The following is a 17,537-nucleotide window of genomic DNA, read 5'->3' as shown; positions in this document are numbered from 1 at the left end:
GTGAACTGGAGATACAATTTTTTTTACAATCCTCAATATTTGCTCTGAATCACGATTTGGCTGGCATCACGGCCCGTTTCCCTGATGACGATATCACAGATCTTAGCCACATCGGACTGACTGATTTCCTGCTTGTTTACAGTCACATTGACAGAGTTATCTGTAATCAACACCAAAGCATCTGTGAAGCCTTTATTTTTGATTAGGTTTTCAACTACCTTCTCAGTATTCATGTAATTGATGATTTTCAGTTTCTGCTGGGTTGCATTGTTCTTTTCAGGGCCTTCCTTCGTTTCCTCGATAACATCGGTGAGCATTGCAATCACCTGGTTTCTGTCCATGTTGATCGTAGCTCTTACCTCTTCGAAATAAGTGTCTGCATTGGCAAGTTCTTCAAGATTATCTGAGGTAACAATGAGACTCTTGTCAATAGGATCTACCGCAGCTGCTTCGCCGGCGTTGGTGGGCACTACACCACCGGCAATGGTATCAACTACCCTTCCATTTGTATCGCTGGTTTCACCGGGAGCCTGGCCATCCGGCGCAGCATTGGGATCAACCGCAGCATTGGGATCAACTGCAGTACCTGTAGTTGACGGAAGCTCCGCAACATTGGCACTGTCAACAAGAACATCCCCGTCATGAATATCCATCTGCTCCGCTTCATAATTTTCATATCCAGCCGTGGCGGACAGATTCTGATCGTTGCTCAGCTTGTTGTTCAGAACACCGACGCAAACGATAAGGGCAAGCATGCCCAGTAAAATTATTTTTTTACGTTTTGTGAATTCCATTTACCATATCCCCCCTAATCCTGCTTTCGCTTTAAATTTATTTCATGCCGTTTTTCTCAAATACCACTACATTTGCCGCAGGGATGTCGTATACCGTTGCAACCGCATTGATAATGTTATTCTTGACAATAATGTCACCTGCTCCCTCGGAGGCAACGATCACTCCTTCCACCATAAGATTCTTGTTATTATCTCCGCTGCCGAAGACCGTTTCAGTTTGCTCCCTGCTTTGGTAGGTTATCATCACACTTGTTTTCCCTACCCCTTTCATCTGGCTCAAAATATCTTCCAGCCGCTTTTCCTCCTGAGTCGCCAGTGCGGACTCCTGGGTATACTCCGAACCGCCATCCATATCAACAATCTGTCTTCTGCCATCCTTGCTTTGTGTAAGGACATCAAAGAGCAGTAGTGCGATGGCGGCAACGAATAAAACGGTAAGCAGCCTGACGAGCAAGTCCTTAACATATTTATCATTCTTTAGTTTATCCCACATTCTTTATCCTCCTTATCTCGCATCTATCGAAAATTTTTGATCTCCCAAAAACTTCCTTTTCTCAGGGTGGTAACGGGCAATACTCAATGCCTCGTTAATAATATATAATTATGGAGGGTTCCTTATTCCAGGAAAATTGCCAGCGGCGACAATATTATGGCCATAATGATCAAAGAAAAAATAAATTTCAGATACTTGCTCATACTGCCTGCCGGAAGAAGGATTTCAACAAAAGTAATCGCAACGATAATGATGAAAACATTCTTCACCCACTCTCTGGCTATTTCCATAAGCTTCCACCTCCGATCCCGATAATGATGGAAAGAAAGATCATAAACATCAAGGCACAGAGGAAAAGGATGATTGCAAGGGTAATGACGGTATTTCCCACCTCATTCACGCAATCGGAGACCGTTTTGTTGCCGATGGGTTCGATGACCACTGCCGTGATTTTGAAAATCAACGCCACCGCAAGAATTTTAACCAGCGGTATGATCAGCAGTGTCAGCAGTATGATCAATCCAAAAATCCCGATTCCATTCTTTATAATCGTCGTACAGCTGATAATCAAATCCAGAGAATCCGCTGCAAAACCTCCTACTATAGGTACAAAATTGTCTACCGAATATTTGGCGGTTTTTGCAAGCATTCCGTCTGCGGTTTTTGTAACGAGTCCCTGTACTAGGGTAAGTCCGGAAAACAGGGTCACAGCTAGGCCGATTCCGTATACGGCAATTCCTCTGATCAGCAGCGCCAGCTTCTTGACATAATCTCTCTCCGTAAGGCTGTTGACCAATATAAAAATACAGGAGAGATAGACCGCCGGCATGATGAATTTTTGAAGAAAAGAATTGAATATTGTGATGGCTCCCACTATAAATGGATTTAGGATTCCCCCCGATGAAAATCCCCCCATGGAGATCAGCAAAGGTACCAATATTGGCAAAAGTGCCTGCATGGTTACCGTCATGGTATTGACCGATTCACTGCATACCTGATAGATATCCATAAAGCTTTTGAGACATAGTACCATGACACAGCAGCTGCATACGATTACACCAAGTTTTGATACAGTCTCCTCCGAAAAGGAGGTTGAAAAGTTTTTCAGCAGTCCGATGATGATGCAGATGATCACAAGCTGCACCCCCAGCATGATACTGATGTGAATTTCTTTCATAAACTGATTGCTAATCGCTGCCACAATATCATGCAGACTGAAAATTGGGTCTCCCTTGAGAATACTGCGGATAATCTCACCGGGAGAGGTATCACCAAAAACGCTTCTGCTTCCTGACAGATTGAATAGTTCTTCAATTTTCCTCATGTCCATGGCAGCAAGCTGTTCGTTAACTATACTTTCTATACTCAAGTTTTTTCACCTCCGCCGAGATTTTCCGCCGTGTAATTCCTCTGTTTCGTCTTTAGCTGGGCAGCATCTTGTTGATCAATTCCATAACTGACATGATAACGGGTATCGCCAGATAAAAAATCAAGACCTTCCCCGCAAGTTCGACCTTGCCGGCTATGGCTGCCTCCCCTGAGTCTTTACAAATCTGGGCCGTAAAATCAGCAATATATGCTACCGCCAAAACCTTAAGAATAATCGGGAAAAAATTTCTGCCGTAGGTAATCTGGTTGTATATGTCACCTAAAAATTCAAATACATAGGTCAGCTTGTTTAGAATCATAATGAAGATAACAAGCACTGTTGTAATGACCACATAAATTGCAAACTCTGGCTTGTAGCCTTTTACCATGGATGCCGTAACAACTCCGCATAGACCAATGGCTGCAATTCGAAAAATATCCATGTCCATAAAAATCACTCCATTTCTTTTGTACACTAGCAACTTTCTCTACAATTGAAACAAGGTTTTTACGGTGATAAAAAAATCGTTGATCATTTGCACAATCAGCAGCAGCACGACAATAATCCCCGCCAGGGTGGTCATCATCGCCTGATCCTCTCTCCCTGCCCGTATCAGAACCTGATTCAGTACAGCAACAATGATGCCGATGGCTGCAATTTTAAAAATAAGATCCACGTTAATATCCATTCTTACTTCTCCTCTCGTTATTTGCACGAACTTAATCTGTGGAAGCACTGATTTATTCCGTGTGCACACTTCATTAAAATCTGCACATCCTTAAGAGTTTACGCCGGAAGACAGAGCATGAAACTTTGCTGCCCAACGCTATCAATACATCATATTCTGTGGACAAGAATTTATTCCAACGGAGTGAGAGTAAAATAAAAAACAGCACCCTTGAAAAATTCAAAGATGCTGCATTAAGTGTAATCTTATATGCTTTCAATCAAACCGTACTTGAGAAAACTCTTGTAAATTCCGTCTTCAGCAACGGGCTCTGCGAAATCGTCTGCAACCGCTAAAAGTGCAGATGAACCGCTCACCATACCAATGCCTGTTCCGCAAAACTGCACCATCTCGATATCGTTCATACTATCACCGTAGCATATGGTTTGATCCTGAGAAGCGCCATAACGGGAGATGATTTTCTCAATTCCGCTGGCCTTGGAAATGGTTTTGATAGCGATTTCACAAAGGTAGACCCCTTCGGCATTCGGATCATGAATTGTCAGTTTCAAATGCTCGGGAAGGTACTGATAGAGCGCATTTAAATCCTCTAGGTGATCCGTGAGCAGCGAAAGCTTACTGATTACTTCGGTACCGCCCAAGTATTCCGCTTCTCTTGGGATCTTTTCTGTATCCCAATGGTATTTCTCCAATAACTCAAATAAAAAAGCGTCAATCTTGTAGAGCCGCTTTGCGTAGTCACAGACCGGTTCATTCACGAAGGTAGCTCGATATCCCTCATACAGGCAACCGATATTACGAGAATTGATGGGTTCCGTCAGCTTCCTTACCGTTTCCTTATCAAGAGTCTCAAGCATCAGAATATCTCCCTCTGCTTCGGCATAAGCACCGGCAGCACATATGTACCCATCAAATCCGATTTCACTTACCACCGTTGGAATGTTGATCTTTGATCGTCCTGTGCAGATAAAGACCTTATGTCCTCGTAATCTTGCCTCACGGATGGCAGCAGCCGCCGAATCCGGAACTCCCGTTACCGGATCAAGAAGGGTTCCGTCAATATCAATAAAAATATATGCTTGCTTCATTTCATCACCTTTCCTGCCATTTTCCTATTCTAAAAGGAAAAAGGCAAAACCAAAAACCTTTTGAGTTTTGAGTTTTGCCTGAATCATCAGTAAAAACTTCAACATCTATTATTATGATTCAAAAATATGACAGTTGTCAACAATTTGTACATGAACCGATCAGATGTGCGCACGGAATTATTCAGCGATTCCTTAGATCAGCAGGATCACAATGAGCATTCCGACAGCCGGTCCAAGACTCTTGTACATTCTCCCCTTTGATTTTTTCTCATCGGAAGCTTCCATGACCTGAGCCTCCAAAAGTGAAAAGGTTCTCAGGAACATGCCTGTCTGGCTGTTTAAGTCCGTTTTACCCAGCTCAATGCCAAGGTCTGAGAGGATTCTTTTATCCTCTGCTTTCAACGCACTTTCTTTATAAGCCTTTTCCACTGCTTCTTTCCAACAGGTGGGAAGATCGGTCCCCATTCTGGTTTTCAGGTTTTCTGCTGCAGTATTTAATAGATCGCTGCTCATTCCGGGACGCGCTGCGCCGATTCGTGAGAACAGTTCCGGAAGAGGATCAAGACGGTATTTCATTTCTGATTCCAATACTTTTAAAGTTGTAATCAAATCCTGCAAATGAAAGACTCTGTTATCAAAGGTCTTCGCCTTTAGCTGTCCCATCAGCGCTCCTGCTGCCAAAATAACGATACAGAGAATTAGCTTAAACAACATCCTGATTCCTCCAATCCCTAATGGCTGCAATAGAGCCTATGGCCGGTACATTGGACAGAAAGATCAGACGTTCGAAAACGCCTCGCTCAACCATTTCTCCGATGCCGGAGCTCTTAACATCTGCATAATTGCTGCCGTGAATGGTGGTCAGAAGGCTGATCCCTGCACATATGGCTGCTTCAATTGCATGGCAGTCTTCTTTTTTTCCGATTTCATCGGTGGCAATGATGTCCGGTGACATAGACCGAATGAGCATGATCATCCCTTTTTCTTTTGGGCAGCCATCAAGAACGTCCGTTCTAATCCCCAAATCGTATGACGTTTTTCCGTTATACATCCCTGAAATTTCCGAACGCTCATCACAAACACCCACCTGATAACCCATACCGCTTAAATTTCGGATCATATCCCGTAGGAGCGTTGTTTTGCCGCATTTCGGCGGTGAAATAATCAACGTATTGTGTATCTGACCCTTTCCATTTAGTAAATAGTTCATACAAGGGTCAGAAACACCTATGATCTCCCTGCTTCTTCTGATATTAACAGAGGAAATATCCTTAATGGTTTTTACCTTCCCGTTTTCCATGACAGCTTTTCCGCATACGCCCACTCTATGACCACCTTCAATTGTAATATAGCCATTTGCAAGTTCTTCTTGATAGGCATAGGCGGAATGGTTAAGTAATGCGTTAAATATATTGTTAATTATGTAGTTATCTATTTTTCCTTTCTTAGACTCCAATTCATATTCCTTACCTCCTGCAAATATCAGAACATGGTTTCCATTCCTGATCCGGACCTCTTCCAGATTTTTTTTAATTCCCGCAGGCAGCTCCTTCATGGGTTCACTGACCTCTGCAGGCAGCTTTTCCAAAATTTTATCTAATCCGTTCATCTCCTCACCCTTCCTTTTCGCTCCTCTTCTCTCCTCTTGCGTCTCTTATCAACCTGCATGCTCTCACCGATAACCAGTAAAGCATCCAAGTAGAAATGGATCCGCTTTCTTTCGGCAATAGAACATCTACATTACATCATATGAGATGGACAAGATTTTATTCCCCCTTGATGGAAGTATTGGAGTATTCATCGACTGGAAATTGGGGTATAATGATTCTGATCCCATTGGGACAAAACCTCTATGGAAACGCTGATTAATTCCGGGCTCACATGTCATGAAACAGCGCGCTTCCCAAATTACCGCAGGGGATTACGGCCGTTTCGGCTGTAACATGGTGATTTCATTTTGAAAAGGAAAAGGAGTAGTAAGGATTATGGAAAAAATACTAGTTGTAGATGACGAACAAGCAATCGCAGATCTGATCGAAGTTTATCTAAAAAATGAAAATTTTGAGGTCTTTAAATTTTATAACGGCACGGAGGCACTGAACTGCCTGAGCCGTGAGAACATTGATCTCGCGGTATTGGATATTATGCTGCCTGATATCAATGGGTTTTCTCTGTGTCAGCAGATCAGAGAAAAACATATGTTTCCCGTCATTATGCTAACGGCGAAAGATGAAGAAATCGACAAGATCACCGGACTGACGCTGGGCGCAGATGATTATATGACAAAGCCTTTTCGCCCGCTGGAGCTGGTTGCGAGAGTAAAAGCCCAGCTTCGAAGGTTTACGAAATATAACCCTGCTGAACAGGTACAAGACGATCAGGTACTCACTCATTCAGGTCTCGTGCTGAATAAGGATAAGCATCAATGCTTGCTGAATGAAAAACCGCTCTCTCTGACTCCCATTGAGTTTGCTGTTTTATGGACACTCGTCTCCAATAGAGGACGGGTAGTGAGTTCAGAGGATTTATTCCGCGAAGTTTGGGGTGAAAAGTATTACACCAGCAGCAATAATACAGTCATGGTTCACATCCGGCATCTCCGGGAAAAGATGCAGGACAGCGCAGATCGTCCCAAGTATATTAAAACAGTATGGGGGGTTGGCTATACCATTGAAGATTAAGCCTTTTCGTTCCAAAATTATGAGAACCGCTCTATTTCAATGCGTCCGCGCAGCAGTACTGGCGACAGTTTTCTATGGGCTATCCCTCGTACTCGTATACTATATCGGCTACAGTATCACCTGGTATCCCTCGCCCGTTTATTATTTGATACACGGGCTTTTACCCTACGCTTCCCTTCTGGTTCCAATGGCCTGGCTTATCATGCTTCTGGCAATCATTTATTATTACTGGAATAAAACGGCAGGCTATATCGAAGAAATAGCGACTGCCAGCCTGTCTCTTGTTCAGCCCGATGAAGAGGAGATCAGACTGCCGCAGGAACTCCGGGAGATTGAGACCCGAATGAATCAGATCAAAAAGGAAGCAAGAAAAAGTGCAAGAGAAGCCAAGGAAGCAGAACAGCGCAAAAACGACCTTGTTGTCAATCTGGCCCACGACATCAGAACGCCGCTTTCTTCCGTCATCGGTTATCTCAGCCTGCTTGACGAAGCGCCTGACATGCCTCCTGAACAGAGGTCAAAATATACGGGGATCACACTGGATAAAGCTGGAAGGCTGGAACAGCTGGTGGATGAATTCTTTGAAATTACCAGGTTCAATCTCAGCACCATCGTATTAAATAAGGGAAAGATCAACCTGCCTTTTATGCTCCGTCAGATTGCAGATGAGTTCTACCCCATGCTTTCACCTGAGAACAAGGAAGCAGTGGTCGATGCACCGGAGGGGCTTGCGCTTTGGGGAGATGCAGATAAGCTATCCCGTGTATTTAATAATATTTTGAAAAACGCCGCTGCGTACAGCTATAACGATACGAAAATTATCATTTCCGCTTTCTTAAATAATAAAAATGTGGTCATTCAAGTCAGCAATCAAGGCGATCCCATCCCTTCTCAAAAGCTGGAAACCATTTTTGAGCGATTCTTCCGTCTGGATAACGCCCGTTCCTCTCAAACTGGAGGAGCCGGTTTGGGGCTTGCAATCGCTAAAGAAATCGTGGATGCGCACAGAGGAACCATTTCGGCGAAAAGCAGCGGGACGAATACAACCTTTATCGTAACACTTCCGCAAAACGATACCGATCCGTCATTCTCCTAAAATACTTCCCTGCAAAATAATACCGACCAGTCATCGCCTTAGAATGCTTCCTGACCAATAAGAAAAAGCTAAGTGCTTCTTAATGCTTTCTTAAGAGTTTCATCAGGGTAAATTGAAAAATAGCTTGTCAGATTCAGCTACCATTGAAGTAGCGGATCAGACAGGCTTTTTTGTTTGCTTAATAGAGAAATAGATCCGCCTGAAAGGATTAAAAAATGAACAAGAAAAATAAAAAAACGGTAGCAGTGCTGTTCGGAGGCTGTTCCACAGAATACGAGGTCTCTCTGAAATCAGCCTGTTCAGTAATCGAACATCTGGATCATGAAAAATATCAAATCATTCTCCTAGGCATAACCCGTCATGGAGAATGGCTGAAGTTTGACGGTGAATTAAATGAAATTCTTAAGGATACCTGGAGTACGCACAAATCCTGTGTTCCTGCAGTGATTTCACCGGATCGAACAACCCGAGGACTGCTGGTGATGAACGGCGGAGTCCTCCAAAAACTTCCCATTGATGTTGTATTTCCTGTGCTCCACGGAAAAAACGGAGAAGACGGTACCATGCAGGGATTGCTGGAACTTGCAGGAATCCCCTTCGCAGGCTGCGGAACGTTGAGTTCGGCACTTTGTATGGACAAGGATATTGCTCATCGGCTGGCAGCCCTGGAAGGAATTAAAATCACCCGTTCCGCAATTTTAAATCTTCCTTCTTATCATTTTGATAACGATCCAAGCAGAGAGCTTGCGGAAATTCTGAAAACGGAAACAGCAGAGATGCGCTATCCTCTCTTTGTAAAACCTGCCAATGCAGGCTCCTCCTTTGGAATTACCAAGGTGGATATCCCTGAGGATTTGATAACCGCCGTTCGCGCTGCTGCGTATCACGACAGTAAAATTCTCGTAGAGGAAGCCGTTACCGGCTTTGAAGTGGGCTGCGCCGTATTGGGGAATGACGTGCTCACAATTGGTGATCTGGACGAAATAGAATTATCTGGTGGTTTCTTCAACTTTAAGGAAAAATATACCCTCGAAACTTCAAAGATCCATCTGCCCGCACGTATTGATGAAGAGACCACCCGCAGAATCAAAGAGTCCGCCGCAGTTGTCTACAAAGCGCTGGGCTGCAGAGGTTTCGCAAGAGTAGATTTTTTCCTGACACCAAATGGTGAAATCTATTTCAATGAAGTGAATACAATCCCAGGCTTCACCGATCATAGCCGCTATCCAAGCATGCTCAAAAATATCGGGATTTCATTTGGGCAGCTCCTTGACGAATTGATCCGACTGGCGGTGAAAGGATGAAAATGAGCATTGACAGAATGTACGGCGAAAGAATGAAAAGAAGCGGTGAAAGAATGAAGAAAAATGGCGAACGAATGAAACCATTGGAATTAAGCGGTGATGCAGTGGGAAAAGGAAATCTGATTCTGGTAAACCCGTCCCACCCGATCCAAAATGAGGTTGCAAGGGAGCGCCTTGTTTCTGTAACGCATGGTGTCACACAAACGCCGATATTCCTTGAGAAACAGTCCGCCCGGATGCTATCAGAGATCATCTCCATTCTGAACAGCGCTGACAGGATCACACCTGTCAGCGGGTTCCGTTCTTTATCGGAACAAACCGAGATTTACAATACCTCCCTTTCGGAAAACGGAGAGACATTCACAAAAAAATACGTTGCCATCCCAGGCTGCAGTGAACACCAAACGGGGCTGGCCATCGATCTGGCCGAAAATAGCGGGCGCATCGACTTTATCTGCCCTGACTTTCCCTATACCGGGATCTGTGGTGAATTCCGAAAGCTTGCATTGCGATACGGCTTCATTGAACGCTATCCAAAAGGCCGGGAAGAAATTACGAAAATTTCCCATGAGCCATGGCATTTTCGTTATGTAGGCTATCCCCATTCCGTAATCATGAAAGAAAATGATCTTACATTGGAGGAATACACAGATTTTCTCAAAGGATTTCCGGAAGACGGCAAGCACCTATATTTTTCTTATGAGAACAATCAGTTTGAAATTTATTATCTGCCGGTTGCTGCTGAAGATAGAATTCTCACTGTTGTACCGGACGGAATTCCATATCAAGTATCAGGTAACAACGAGGACGGGATTGTAATGACACTTTGGAGGGCGCAATGAGGAACCACATACATGAATATCTCAGCATCGATTATTTCAGGGTTGTCGCCGCCATGCTTGTGGTTGCCATTCATACCTCCCCTTTGACCGATTTTAGCGGGACTGCGGATTTTATTCTGACCAGGGAGCTGGGCCGGGTCGCTGTCCCTTTCTTCTTTATGGCATCGGCTTTTTTTCTTTACAGAAAAGCAACAGACGGTAGTCTTCCCTATGATCGTATCAGCAGATTTGTCAAAAAAACAGCTTTGCTTTATGGTGCAGCCATCCTGTTTTACCTTCCATTAAACTTTTATAGTGGAAGCGCTGCCGAATGGTCTTCTCCCTCAGCATTTGTGAAGGACTTGCTCTTTGACGGAACCTTCTATCATTTGTGGTATCTTCCTGCATCCATCCTCGGTGCACTTTTGTGCTGGCAGCTTTTGGAGCGGCTGAAGCCCTGGCAAGCATTATCTGTAACCATGTTCCTTTATGCAATAGGACTGTTTGGTGACAGCTACTACGGAATAACAACGCAACTCTCGCTGATCGACTCTTTTTACCAACAGTTATTCCGATTTTTTGATTATACTAGAAACGGTTTCTTTTTTGCGCCTGTGTTCTTTGTCATGGGAAGTATTCTTGCTGTTAAGCCTATTAAAAAAAGATTTGTGCCAGTTTTTTCCTGTTTTATGGTATCGCTTGCGTTGATGCTCGCAGAGGGACTCCTCCTTCATAGTATGAATCTGCAGCGGCATGACAGCATGTATCTGATGCTCATACCCTGTATGTATTATCTCTTTCAGAGCCTGCTTTCTCTGGGATCGGACCGCAAGCCATTAAATCCGAACCTCCCATATTACTTGAGGACGATTTCGGTGATCCTCTATCTCATCCATCCTGCTATGATCGTTGTGATAAGGGGCTTTGTAAAAGCCATTCACATGGAGCAGCTGCTGGTACAGAACAGTCTCGTTCACTATTTCATGACGGCGCTATTGTCCTTTGGAGCAGCCTGGCTGATCTCATTCTTGCTGCAATATAAGCGCTCTCGTCAAGCCGGTGTAATCATTACTGACGGAAATGAGCCGCACCGCGCCTGGATTGAAGTTACCCTTCCCAACTTGCTTCATAATCTTGAGGTTCTGCAAAGCCGCCTTCCTGAGGGTTGTCAGGCTATGCCGGTAATCAAGGCAAACGCATACGGACACGGTTCAAAAGAAGTGGCAGCATTTCTTGAAAAATCCGGGATCAACTCCTTTGCAGTTGCCACTGCTGAAGAAGGAATCGAGCTTCGCAAAGCGGGAGTCAAAGGAGATATTCTGATCCTTGGCTTTACTCCAGCAGCCAGGGCTGCCGAACTTTGCCGTTGGCGGCTTATTCAGACTGCTGTGGATGCATCCCATGCAAAGGAGTTAAGTGACGTTCTTAATAACGCCCGCAGTCACAGATGGCACCTATTTCATCATCTGTCGAAAAGGCTTCCAATCCACCTCAAAATAGATACGGGAATGCACCGGCTTGGAGAGGCTTATCAGAACCGAACCGATATTATCGAGGTTTTCTCATTGAAGAATCTTAAGATTTCGGGAATTTACACCCATCTTTGTGCATCGGACAGTCCAGACGCTTCCTCTGTGTACTTTACCCAGCAGCAGATCCAGCGGTTTTCTGAGCTGTCGGAGGGATTGAAGGCACAAGGCATTCCCCTGCCAAGCACACATGTATTCAGCAGCTATGGAGCAATCCATTATGGCTCCGGTCCCAATGGCAGTTTATCCTCCATAGCTGACCGTTTATCCGCTCCGGCTGACAGTCCTTCTTCTACCAGCTTGCCTAACGTTCGATGCCATCATGATGGGTTGTCAACGACCAGCTATGCCAGGGTAGGTATTGCGCTCTATGGTGTTTTGAGTACTCCTGCACTTCCCACGAAATCTAAGGATAAAAATACACCTGCTGCACATAGGGCACTGTCTCTTGATTTAAAGCCTGTGCTGTCCTTAAAGGCAAGGATTGCCCTGGTTCGAACAGTAGACCCGGAAGAAGGCATCGGCTATGGTCTTGATTATACTGCCCATCAAGAAACCAGGATTGCGGTCGTTTCTATCGGTTATGCAGATGGATATCCTCGCAGTCTTTCAGGGAAAGGCCTTGCTTTGGTTCACGGGACTCCCGTCCCTATCATTGGAAGGATTTGTATGGATCAGCTCATGATCGATGTCACCGGCCTTACGGAAGCTGCAAGAGGTGATATTGTCACGTTGATCGGCAGAGACGGTTATGAAGAAATCACCGCTGAGCAGACTGCTGATGCTGCTGGTACCATAACAAATGAACTGCTGAGCAGACTGGGCAGTCGTCTTGAAAAAGTCTATCTTTCAGACTGATACGCATCATATAATTAGAAAGCATCTGCAGAAAGTCCTGCAGATGCTTATATTTAATTTTATTATTTTATTTTTTATTGATCTTAATCTGATTGTTATTGATCTTATTCTGGTTGACATTTTATCTGTATGCTCTAATTCTATTCTTTTTCTTCTCCGTCATCGTTCTTCGTCTCGGGTGCTATGAAGAGCTTTACTTTATCGATCCTTCTGTCTTTGACGGATTCGATCTTGAAGACGCAGTTGCCGAATTCCACAATACGTTCCTCGGTCTCATCCTCGTCCGGGATTTCACCAAGGAGATCAATGATCAAACCCCCTATGGTTTCATGCTCTTCCGACTCAAGATCTAAAAGCAGTTCGTCGTTGAGGTCGTCAATGTAGTACTGACCATCAACCAGGTAGATGTTGTCGTCCAGCTTCTCCAGCTTAGATTCAAATTCATCATCCTCGTCTTCAATGTTTCCCATGACTTCTTCAATCAGATCTTCGATGGTAACGATTCCGGAAAATCCGCCATATTCATCAATAAGCAGTGCAATATGAACCTTTGTTTCCTGCAGCTCTCTGAAGAGATCATCGATGTTTTTGCTTTCCGGCACCAGATATGGTTTTCTCAGCAGGCTTTTGATATCGACCTGTTCAAAACCATGCTTTCTGGCTTCAATAATGAAATCTTTCATATACAGAATACCGATAATATTATCGGAGTCTTTCTCAAATACCGGAATCCTCGCATACCGCTCTTCCAAAAGCTCGTCCACGTAGTCCGCCAGATTATCGTTGATATTAATCATATAAACGTCGGTTCTCGGCGTCATAACTTCATAAGCCAGCTTATCGTCAAATTCAAAGATGCTGGTAATCATCTCCTTGCCCGTTTCCTTGATCAGTCCGGTTTCCTGACCGACCTCCAGCAAAGATCTGATTTCCTCCTCCGAATATTGCTCCTCAATGTTTGCATCTTTAACTCCGGTGATGCGAAGCAAAAGTGTCACTGATTTTGACAGCAGCCAGACGAAAGGCTTGGAAAGCTTTGAGATAAACAGAATTGGATTCACGCAGAACAAAGCAATCCGCTCAGAATACTGAAGGGCCATCCGTTTTGGATAAAGCTCGCCAAATACAAGCGTGATAAAAGATAAGATCAGGGTTACGAGAACGATTGCAATCTGTGGACCGTACGGAATCCCTAAGCGGGTCACAAATGCTCCGATGTCGTCGGACATGGATGTGGCAGCCACGGCGCTGGACAGAAAACCTGCCAATGTGATGGCAACCTGTATCGTTGACAGAAACTTGTTTGGTTCCTCGTATAGCTTTAATAACAGCTTGGCCTTTTTATTACCTTCTTGTGCAAGCACTTTGATCTTATTCTTGTTCGCTGAAACTACGGCCATCTCTGCAGCCGCAAAAAATGCATTCACTAGTATGAGCAGTGCAAGAAATAAAAGTTGAACCGTTAATGATATACTCGGGTCAGGCTCTGGCATTAAAAATTTCCTCCTTAATTGTAAATCCCCGGCCTAAGGCCTTATTACCCCGGCTGAGAAGCTTTCTGCGCAGCTAAGTGCGCAGAGTTTATACATATTCAATATATTATACCACTTTATTTTTGTTTCCGTAACATATATTTTTCTGCAACAGGCTGTTTCATCCTAATTTTTACAATTTGCTGGGGATGAGGTGCTGCTTCGATTGGTTGATTTTCCTCGTCCAGAAGAATTTCGATCTTCTGCGCGAAATAATCGGTAAATGGGCCGAAAACTTCGATTTCGTCACCAAGACGCATCTTATTTCGCTGCTCTACCACAGCCATACCGGTCTCGTGGTCGTAACTTTTTACAAGTCCCACGAAGGTATAGTCTCTGGTATAGGCACTGGTCTGGTAGTTCTGATCTTTATTGGTGGGCTGATTGTAATAAAACCCTGTTGTAAACTCTCTGTGGCTTACCTTCTTCAGTTCATTCAGCCAGTCAGGGTTGAACACATATCCTTCAGGATCGGCATAATAGGCATCAATCGCTCTTCGATAAGCCCCCACAACCGTAGCCACATAAAAAATACTCTTCATACGGCCTTCTATTTTCAGAGAAGCCAGCCCAGACTGAATCAGATCGGGAATGTGTTCAATCATGCAAAGATCTCTGGAATTCAGGATATAGGTTCCTCGTTCGTCTTCTTCAACAGGAAAATATTCGCCTGGTCGCTGCTCTTCCACGAGGTGATATTTCCAGCGGCATGGATGAGCACACTCTCCTCGGTTGGCGTCCCGCTCGATCATAAAATTGCTGAGCAGGCAGCGTCCGGAATAGGAGATGCACATGGCGCCTTGAATAAAGGATTCCAGTTCCATGTCCTCCGGAAGTTTTTCCCGGAGCTCTTTGATTTCGCCGAAGGTGAGTTCTCGTGCAAGGACGATTCTTTTCACCCCCTGTTTCCCCCAAAATTCAGCCGTTCTATAATTTGTCATATTTGCCTGTGTGCTGAGATGGATTTCCGCTTCCGGCATGACAGCACGAATCGCCATCATAACCCCGGGATCCGATACAATAAACGCATCGATTGAAATCTCTTTGATACGATGTAAGTATTGTTCCAGTTCGGTGATATCCTCGTTATGGGCAAAGATATTCACAGTCATATGAACTTTTTTCCCTCTGTCATGGGCATAGGAGACACCCTCTTGGATCTCCTCAACAGTGAAATTTTTTGCTCCTGAGCGAAGGCCGAACATCTCACCGCCAAAGTACACTGCATCGGCGCCATAATCCACCGCAATCTTGAGCTTTTCCAGATCACCGGCCGGTGCAAGCAGTTCTATTTTTTTCATCATGTATTGTTCTCCATAGCTCGCATCAGACAACCGATACGATACTCCTTTGTTATTTCTCCGGTTATGATTGTTATTCGTTATCTGTTTCATTGGGAATCGCTGGTTTATTCCGTGCGAGCCCTTAGAACACTGAGCGCAACGCCGTCACCAATGGGAATCAGCGTCGTATCTGCGATTTCAGATTCCGATATTTCCCTGATGTACTCCCGCATTTGCCGAACGCTTGTCATCTGTCTGCGCTTAGTAACAAATTCATCGGACGCGGTTCTCGCCTTCAGCAGGATATTATCCGAAATGATGACTGCATCTTTTCTGCAGAGCGGGATGCTTCCATTCCAGAAAAGTTTATAGTGACTCTTTGCTGCATCGATAAACACCATATCAAAACCCTGTGTTTCCACATCTTTGAGAGATGCATTCATCTCATCCAGACTTTCCGCAGCATCCTTGAGCCGAATTTCGATCCGATCCTCCATTTGAAACCGCTTCAGATTGGCGGTTGCCTTGAGGAACATATCCTCTCTCACTTCCAAGCTAACGATTTTCGTTTCCTCGAGGAGTGAGGCAAAGCAAATTGCGGAATATCCAACAGCAGTACCAATCTCCAAAATCCGCTTTGGCTTTCTGATTCGCAGCAAATTTAAAAGTAGCATTTCCGTATCTCTGGTAATGATGGGGATCAAAGCTTCCTCCGCTTCTTCCCTCAATTTCATCAGATCCGCATTGAGCGGCCTGTAATAACTGTCTATATATTCAGAGACCTTATCGTTAACAAATTTCATGGAACTCCTTTAAGACGTTTTCCGAATAGTTTTCAGACACGTACTAGTTGATATATTTTCTCTTATCCTTTAAAAATTGATCATAGGTTTCGGAAAACGCATGAGAACCGTCCCCTTTTGCAAGGAAATATAGATATTTCGTATCTGCCGGATAAAGAGCAGCTTTTATCGAGTCTGCTCCGGGCGATGCAATTGGACCCGGCGGCAAACCAGCATTCAGATACGTATTATATGGCGATTCGATCTGTGTATCCTTAATGCTCAGAACCGGCTTTTGCTCACCCAAAATATATTGAACGGTGGCACAGGATTGAAGCGGCATGCTGATTTTCAGTCTGTTGTAAAAAACACTTGCGATAATTGGTCTGTCCTCTGATACCTGTGCTTCCCGCTCGATGATGGAAGCAAGGGTGATTACATCTCTTACACTCATGCCAAGTTCCTTAGCCCTCTGATAATATTCTTCTGTAAAAACTTTATCAAACTGAGCAAGCATTTTATTGATGATGTCGTGCTCATTCGCCGTTGTATAGATATCATACGTTTCAGGGAATAAAAAACCCTCCAGGCGATCCGCTCCGGCAGGAGCATCCGCCAGGAATTTATAATCAAATTGTCCTGACTGAATTTCATTGGCAAAGACCTCAGGGTTAATCAGCCCCTCAGATGCCAGCTTCTCTGTAGTGCGTCTGATATCATAACCTTCCGGGATCGTAAAACGCATCGTATTCGCTTTACCCGACAGAAGAATCTTCATAATATCTGCCATCGACATACTTGGCGAAAGGCTATACTCCCCGGCCTTATATTTACCATCAAATCCCCTGGTTTTTGATTGTATTTTAAAAACACTTTCACTGCTGATCAGTTCGTTGTCAGCCAGGATACGGGCAATACCTCCCGTTCCCGTTCCGTTCGGAATAACCACCGTCACAGATGCCTCGTTGTCCGGATTTACCGGTTCACTCTGCTTATTCAAATAGACGGAGAAGAATGCCGCCGCTGCCAGCAGTATCGTCGCGATGATGATTACCACACTGAAAATTAATCGTTTCTTATTTTTTATCTTATTGCGTCTCTTGCCCATACCTTGCCCCCATACATTGCTTCACCAGCGTATACGTCCAATTTGGCACCATCCAATGTGCGCCGGATACCTCCCTGTCCAAAACGCCGTCAAAAAAATTTCGCAGAACGA

At 44.4% G+C, this 17,537-nt stretch carries 18 protein-coding genes; 5 read left to right on the top strand and 13 right to left on the bottom strand.

The features are described from left to right. Positions 1 to 32: 32 nt before the first annotated feature. From FRZ06_04960 to spoIIIAA, 9 genes are all read right to left on the bottom strand, one after another. Positions 33 to 794 (bottom strand): SpoIIIAH-like family protein, encoded by a 762-nt coding sequence (locus tag FRZ06_04960; GenBank protein QOX62741.1) that lies wholly within the window; start codon positions 792 to 794, stop codon positions 33 to 35. Positions 795 to 831: 37 nt separating this feature from the next. Then, positions 832 to 1,287: a hypothetical protein gene (locus tag FRZ06_04955; GenBank protein ID QOX62740.1), complete on the bottom strand. Its 456-nt coding sequence runs from the start codon at positions 1,285 to 1,287 to the stop codon at positions 832 to 834. A gap of 122 nt (positions 1,288 to 1,409) precedes the next feature. After that, positions 1,410 to 1,577: a hypothetical protein gene (locus FRZ06_04950; GenBank protein QOX62739.1), complete on the bottom strand. Its 168-nt coding sequence runs from the start codon at positions 1,575 to 1,577 to the stop codon at positions 1,410 to 1,412. Continuing rightward, positions 1,568 to 2,656: a stage III sporulation protein AE gene (gene spoIIIAE / locus FRZ06_04945; protein QOX62738.1), complete on the bottom strand. Its 1,089-nt coding sequence runs from the start codon at positions 2,654 to 2,656 to the stop codon at positions 1,568 to 1,570. The genes FRZ06_04950 and spoIIIAE overlap by 10 nt, the downstream gene beginning before the upstream one ends. 52 nt (positions 2,657 to 2,708) lie before the next feature. Then, positions 2,709 to 3,104, bottom strand: coding sequence for a stage III sporulation protein AD (gene spoIIIAD, locus FRZ06_04940; protein ID QOX62737.1), 396 nt, complete (start codon positions 3,102 to 3,104; stop codon positions 2,709 to 2,711). A gap of 39 nt (positions 3,105 to 3,143) precedes the next feature. After that, positions 3,144 to 3,338, bottom strand: a complete 195-nt coding sequence (gene spoIIIAC, locus FRZ06_04935) for a stage III sporulation protein AC (GenBank protein QOX65832.1) — start codon at positions 3,336 to 3,338, stop codon at positions 3,144 to 3,146. A gap of 251 nt (positions 3,339 to 3,589) precedes the next feature. Then, positions 3,590 to 4,432 (bottom strand): Cof-type HAD-IIB family hydrolase, encoded by an 843-nt coding sequence (locus tag FRZ06_04930; GenBank protein QOX62736.1) that lies wholly within the window; start codon positions 4,430 to 4,432, stop codon positions 3,590 to 3,592. Between the two features lie 192 nt (positions 4,433 to 4,624). Continuing rightward, positions 4,625 to 5,146, bottom strand: a complete 522-nt coding sequence (locus tag FRZ06_04925; protein QOX62735.1) for a hypothetical protein — start codon at positions 5,144 to 5,146, stop codon at positions 4,625 to 4,627. Continuing rightward, positions 5,136 to 6,041, bottom strand: a complete 906-nt coding sequence (gene spoIIIAA / locus FRZ06_04920; GenBank protein ID QOX62734.1) for a stage III sporulation protein AA — start codon at positions 6,039 to 6,041, stop codon at positions 5,136 to 5,138. Before spoIIIAA ends, FRZ06_04925 begins: the two co-directional genes overlap by 11 nt. Positions 6,042 to 6,414: 373 nt before the next feature. Here spoIIIAA and vanR point away from each other — a divergent pair, with 373 nt between their 5' ends. The 5 genes from vanR to FRZ06_04895 all read left to right on the top strand — a co-directional run bounded on the left by vanR (position 6,415) and on the right by FRZ06_04895 (position 12,721). Further along, positions 6,415 to 7,113 carry a VanR-ABDEGLN family DNA-binding response regulator gene (gene vanR / locus FRZ06_04915; GenBank protein QOX62733.1) on the top strand — a complete coding sequence of 233 codons (699 nt, stop codon included), beginning with the start codon at positions 6,415 to 6,417 and terminating at the stop codon, positions 7,111 to 7,113. 19 nt (positions 7,114 to 7,132) lie between these two features. Then, entirely contained in the window at positions 7,133 to 8,209 is a 1,077-nt protein-coding gene (locus tag FRZ06_04910; GenBank protein QOX65831.1) for a HAMP domain-containing histidine kinase, read from the top strand. A gap of 215 nt (positions 8,210 to 8,424) precedes the next feature. Further along, the gene (gene vanG, locus FRZ06_04905) at positions 8,425 to 9,513 is read left to right on the top strand and encodes a D-alanine--D-serine ligase VanG (GenBank protein QOX62732.1); all 1,089 of its coding nucleotides are present in this window, start codon (positions 8,425 to 8,427) and stop codon (positions 9,511 to 9,513) included. A gap of 74 nt (positions 9,514 to 9,587) precedes the next feature. Then, positions 9,588 to 10,355 (top strand): M15 family metallopeptidase, encoded by a 768-nt coding sequence (locus FRZ06_04900; protein ID QOX65830.1) that lies wholly within the window; start codon positions 9,588 to 9,590, stop codon positions 10,353 to 10,355. Beyond that, complete coding sequence (locus FRZ06_04895) at positions 10,352 to 12,721, top strand: acyltransferase family protein (protein ID QOX62731.1); 2,370 nt, start codon at positions 10,352 to 10,354, stop codon at positions 12,719 to 12,721. Before FRZ06_04900 ends, FRZ06_04895 begins: the two co-directional genes overlap by 4 nt. A gap of 140 nt (positions 12,722 to 12,861) precedes the next feature. Here the strand turns inward: FRZ06_04895 and FRZ06_04890 are convergent, their stop codons facing one another. From FRZ06_04890 to mltG, 4 genes are all read right to left on the bottom strand, one after another. Then, positions 12,862 to 14,214 carry an HlyC/CorC family transporter gene (locus tag FRZ06_04890; GenBank protein ID QOX62730.1) on the bottom strand — a complete coding sequence of 451 codons (1,353 nt, stop codon included), beginning with the start codon at positions 14,212 to 14,214 and terminating at the stop codon, positions 12,862 to 12,864. A 116-nt stretch (positions 14,215 to 14,330) separates the two neighbouring features. Continuing rightward, positions 14,331 to 15,554, bottom strand: coding sequence for a U32 family peptidase (locus FRZ06_04885; GenBank protein QOX65829.1), 1,224 nt, complete (start codon positions 15,552 to 15,554; stop codon positions 14,331 to 14,333). A gap of 107 nt (positions 15,555 to 15,661) precedes the next feature. Then, positions 15,662 to 16,339 carry an O-methyltransferase gene (locus FRZ06_04880; GenBank protein ID QOX62729.1) on the bottom strand — a complete coding sequence of 226 codons (678 nt, stop codon included), beginning with the start codon at positions 16,337 to 16,339 and terminating at the stop codon, positions 15,662 to 15,664. Between the two features lie 43 nt (positions 16,340 to 16,382). Beyond that, the gene (mltG, locus tag FRZ06_04875) at positions 16,383 to 17,426 is read right to left on the bottom strand and encodes an endolytic transglycosylase MltG (GenBank protein QOX62728.1); all 1,044 of its coding nucleotides are present in this window, start codon (positions 17,424 to 17,426) and stop codon (positions 16,383 to 16,385) included. Between the last annotated feature and the right edge of the window lie 111 nt (positions 17,427 to 17,537).

This window comes from Clostridiales bacterium (assembly GCA_015243575.1).
GTDB classification, from domain to species: domain Bacteria; phylum Bacillota; class Clostridia; order Peptostreptococcales; family Anaerovoracaceae; genus Anoxybacterium; species Anoxybacterium hadale.
The sequence above is the reverse complement of the archived record's forward strand: the minus strand, read 5'-3'. Positions and strand labels throughout refer to the sequence as shown.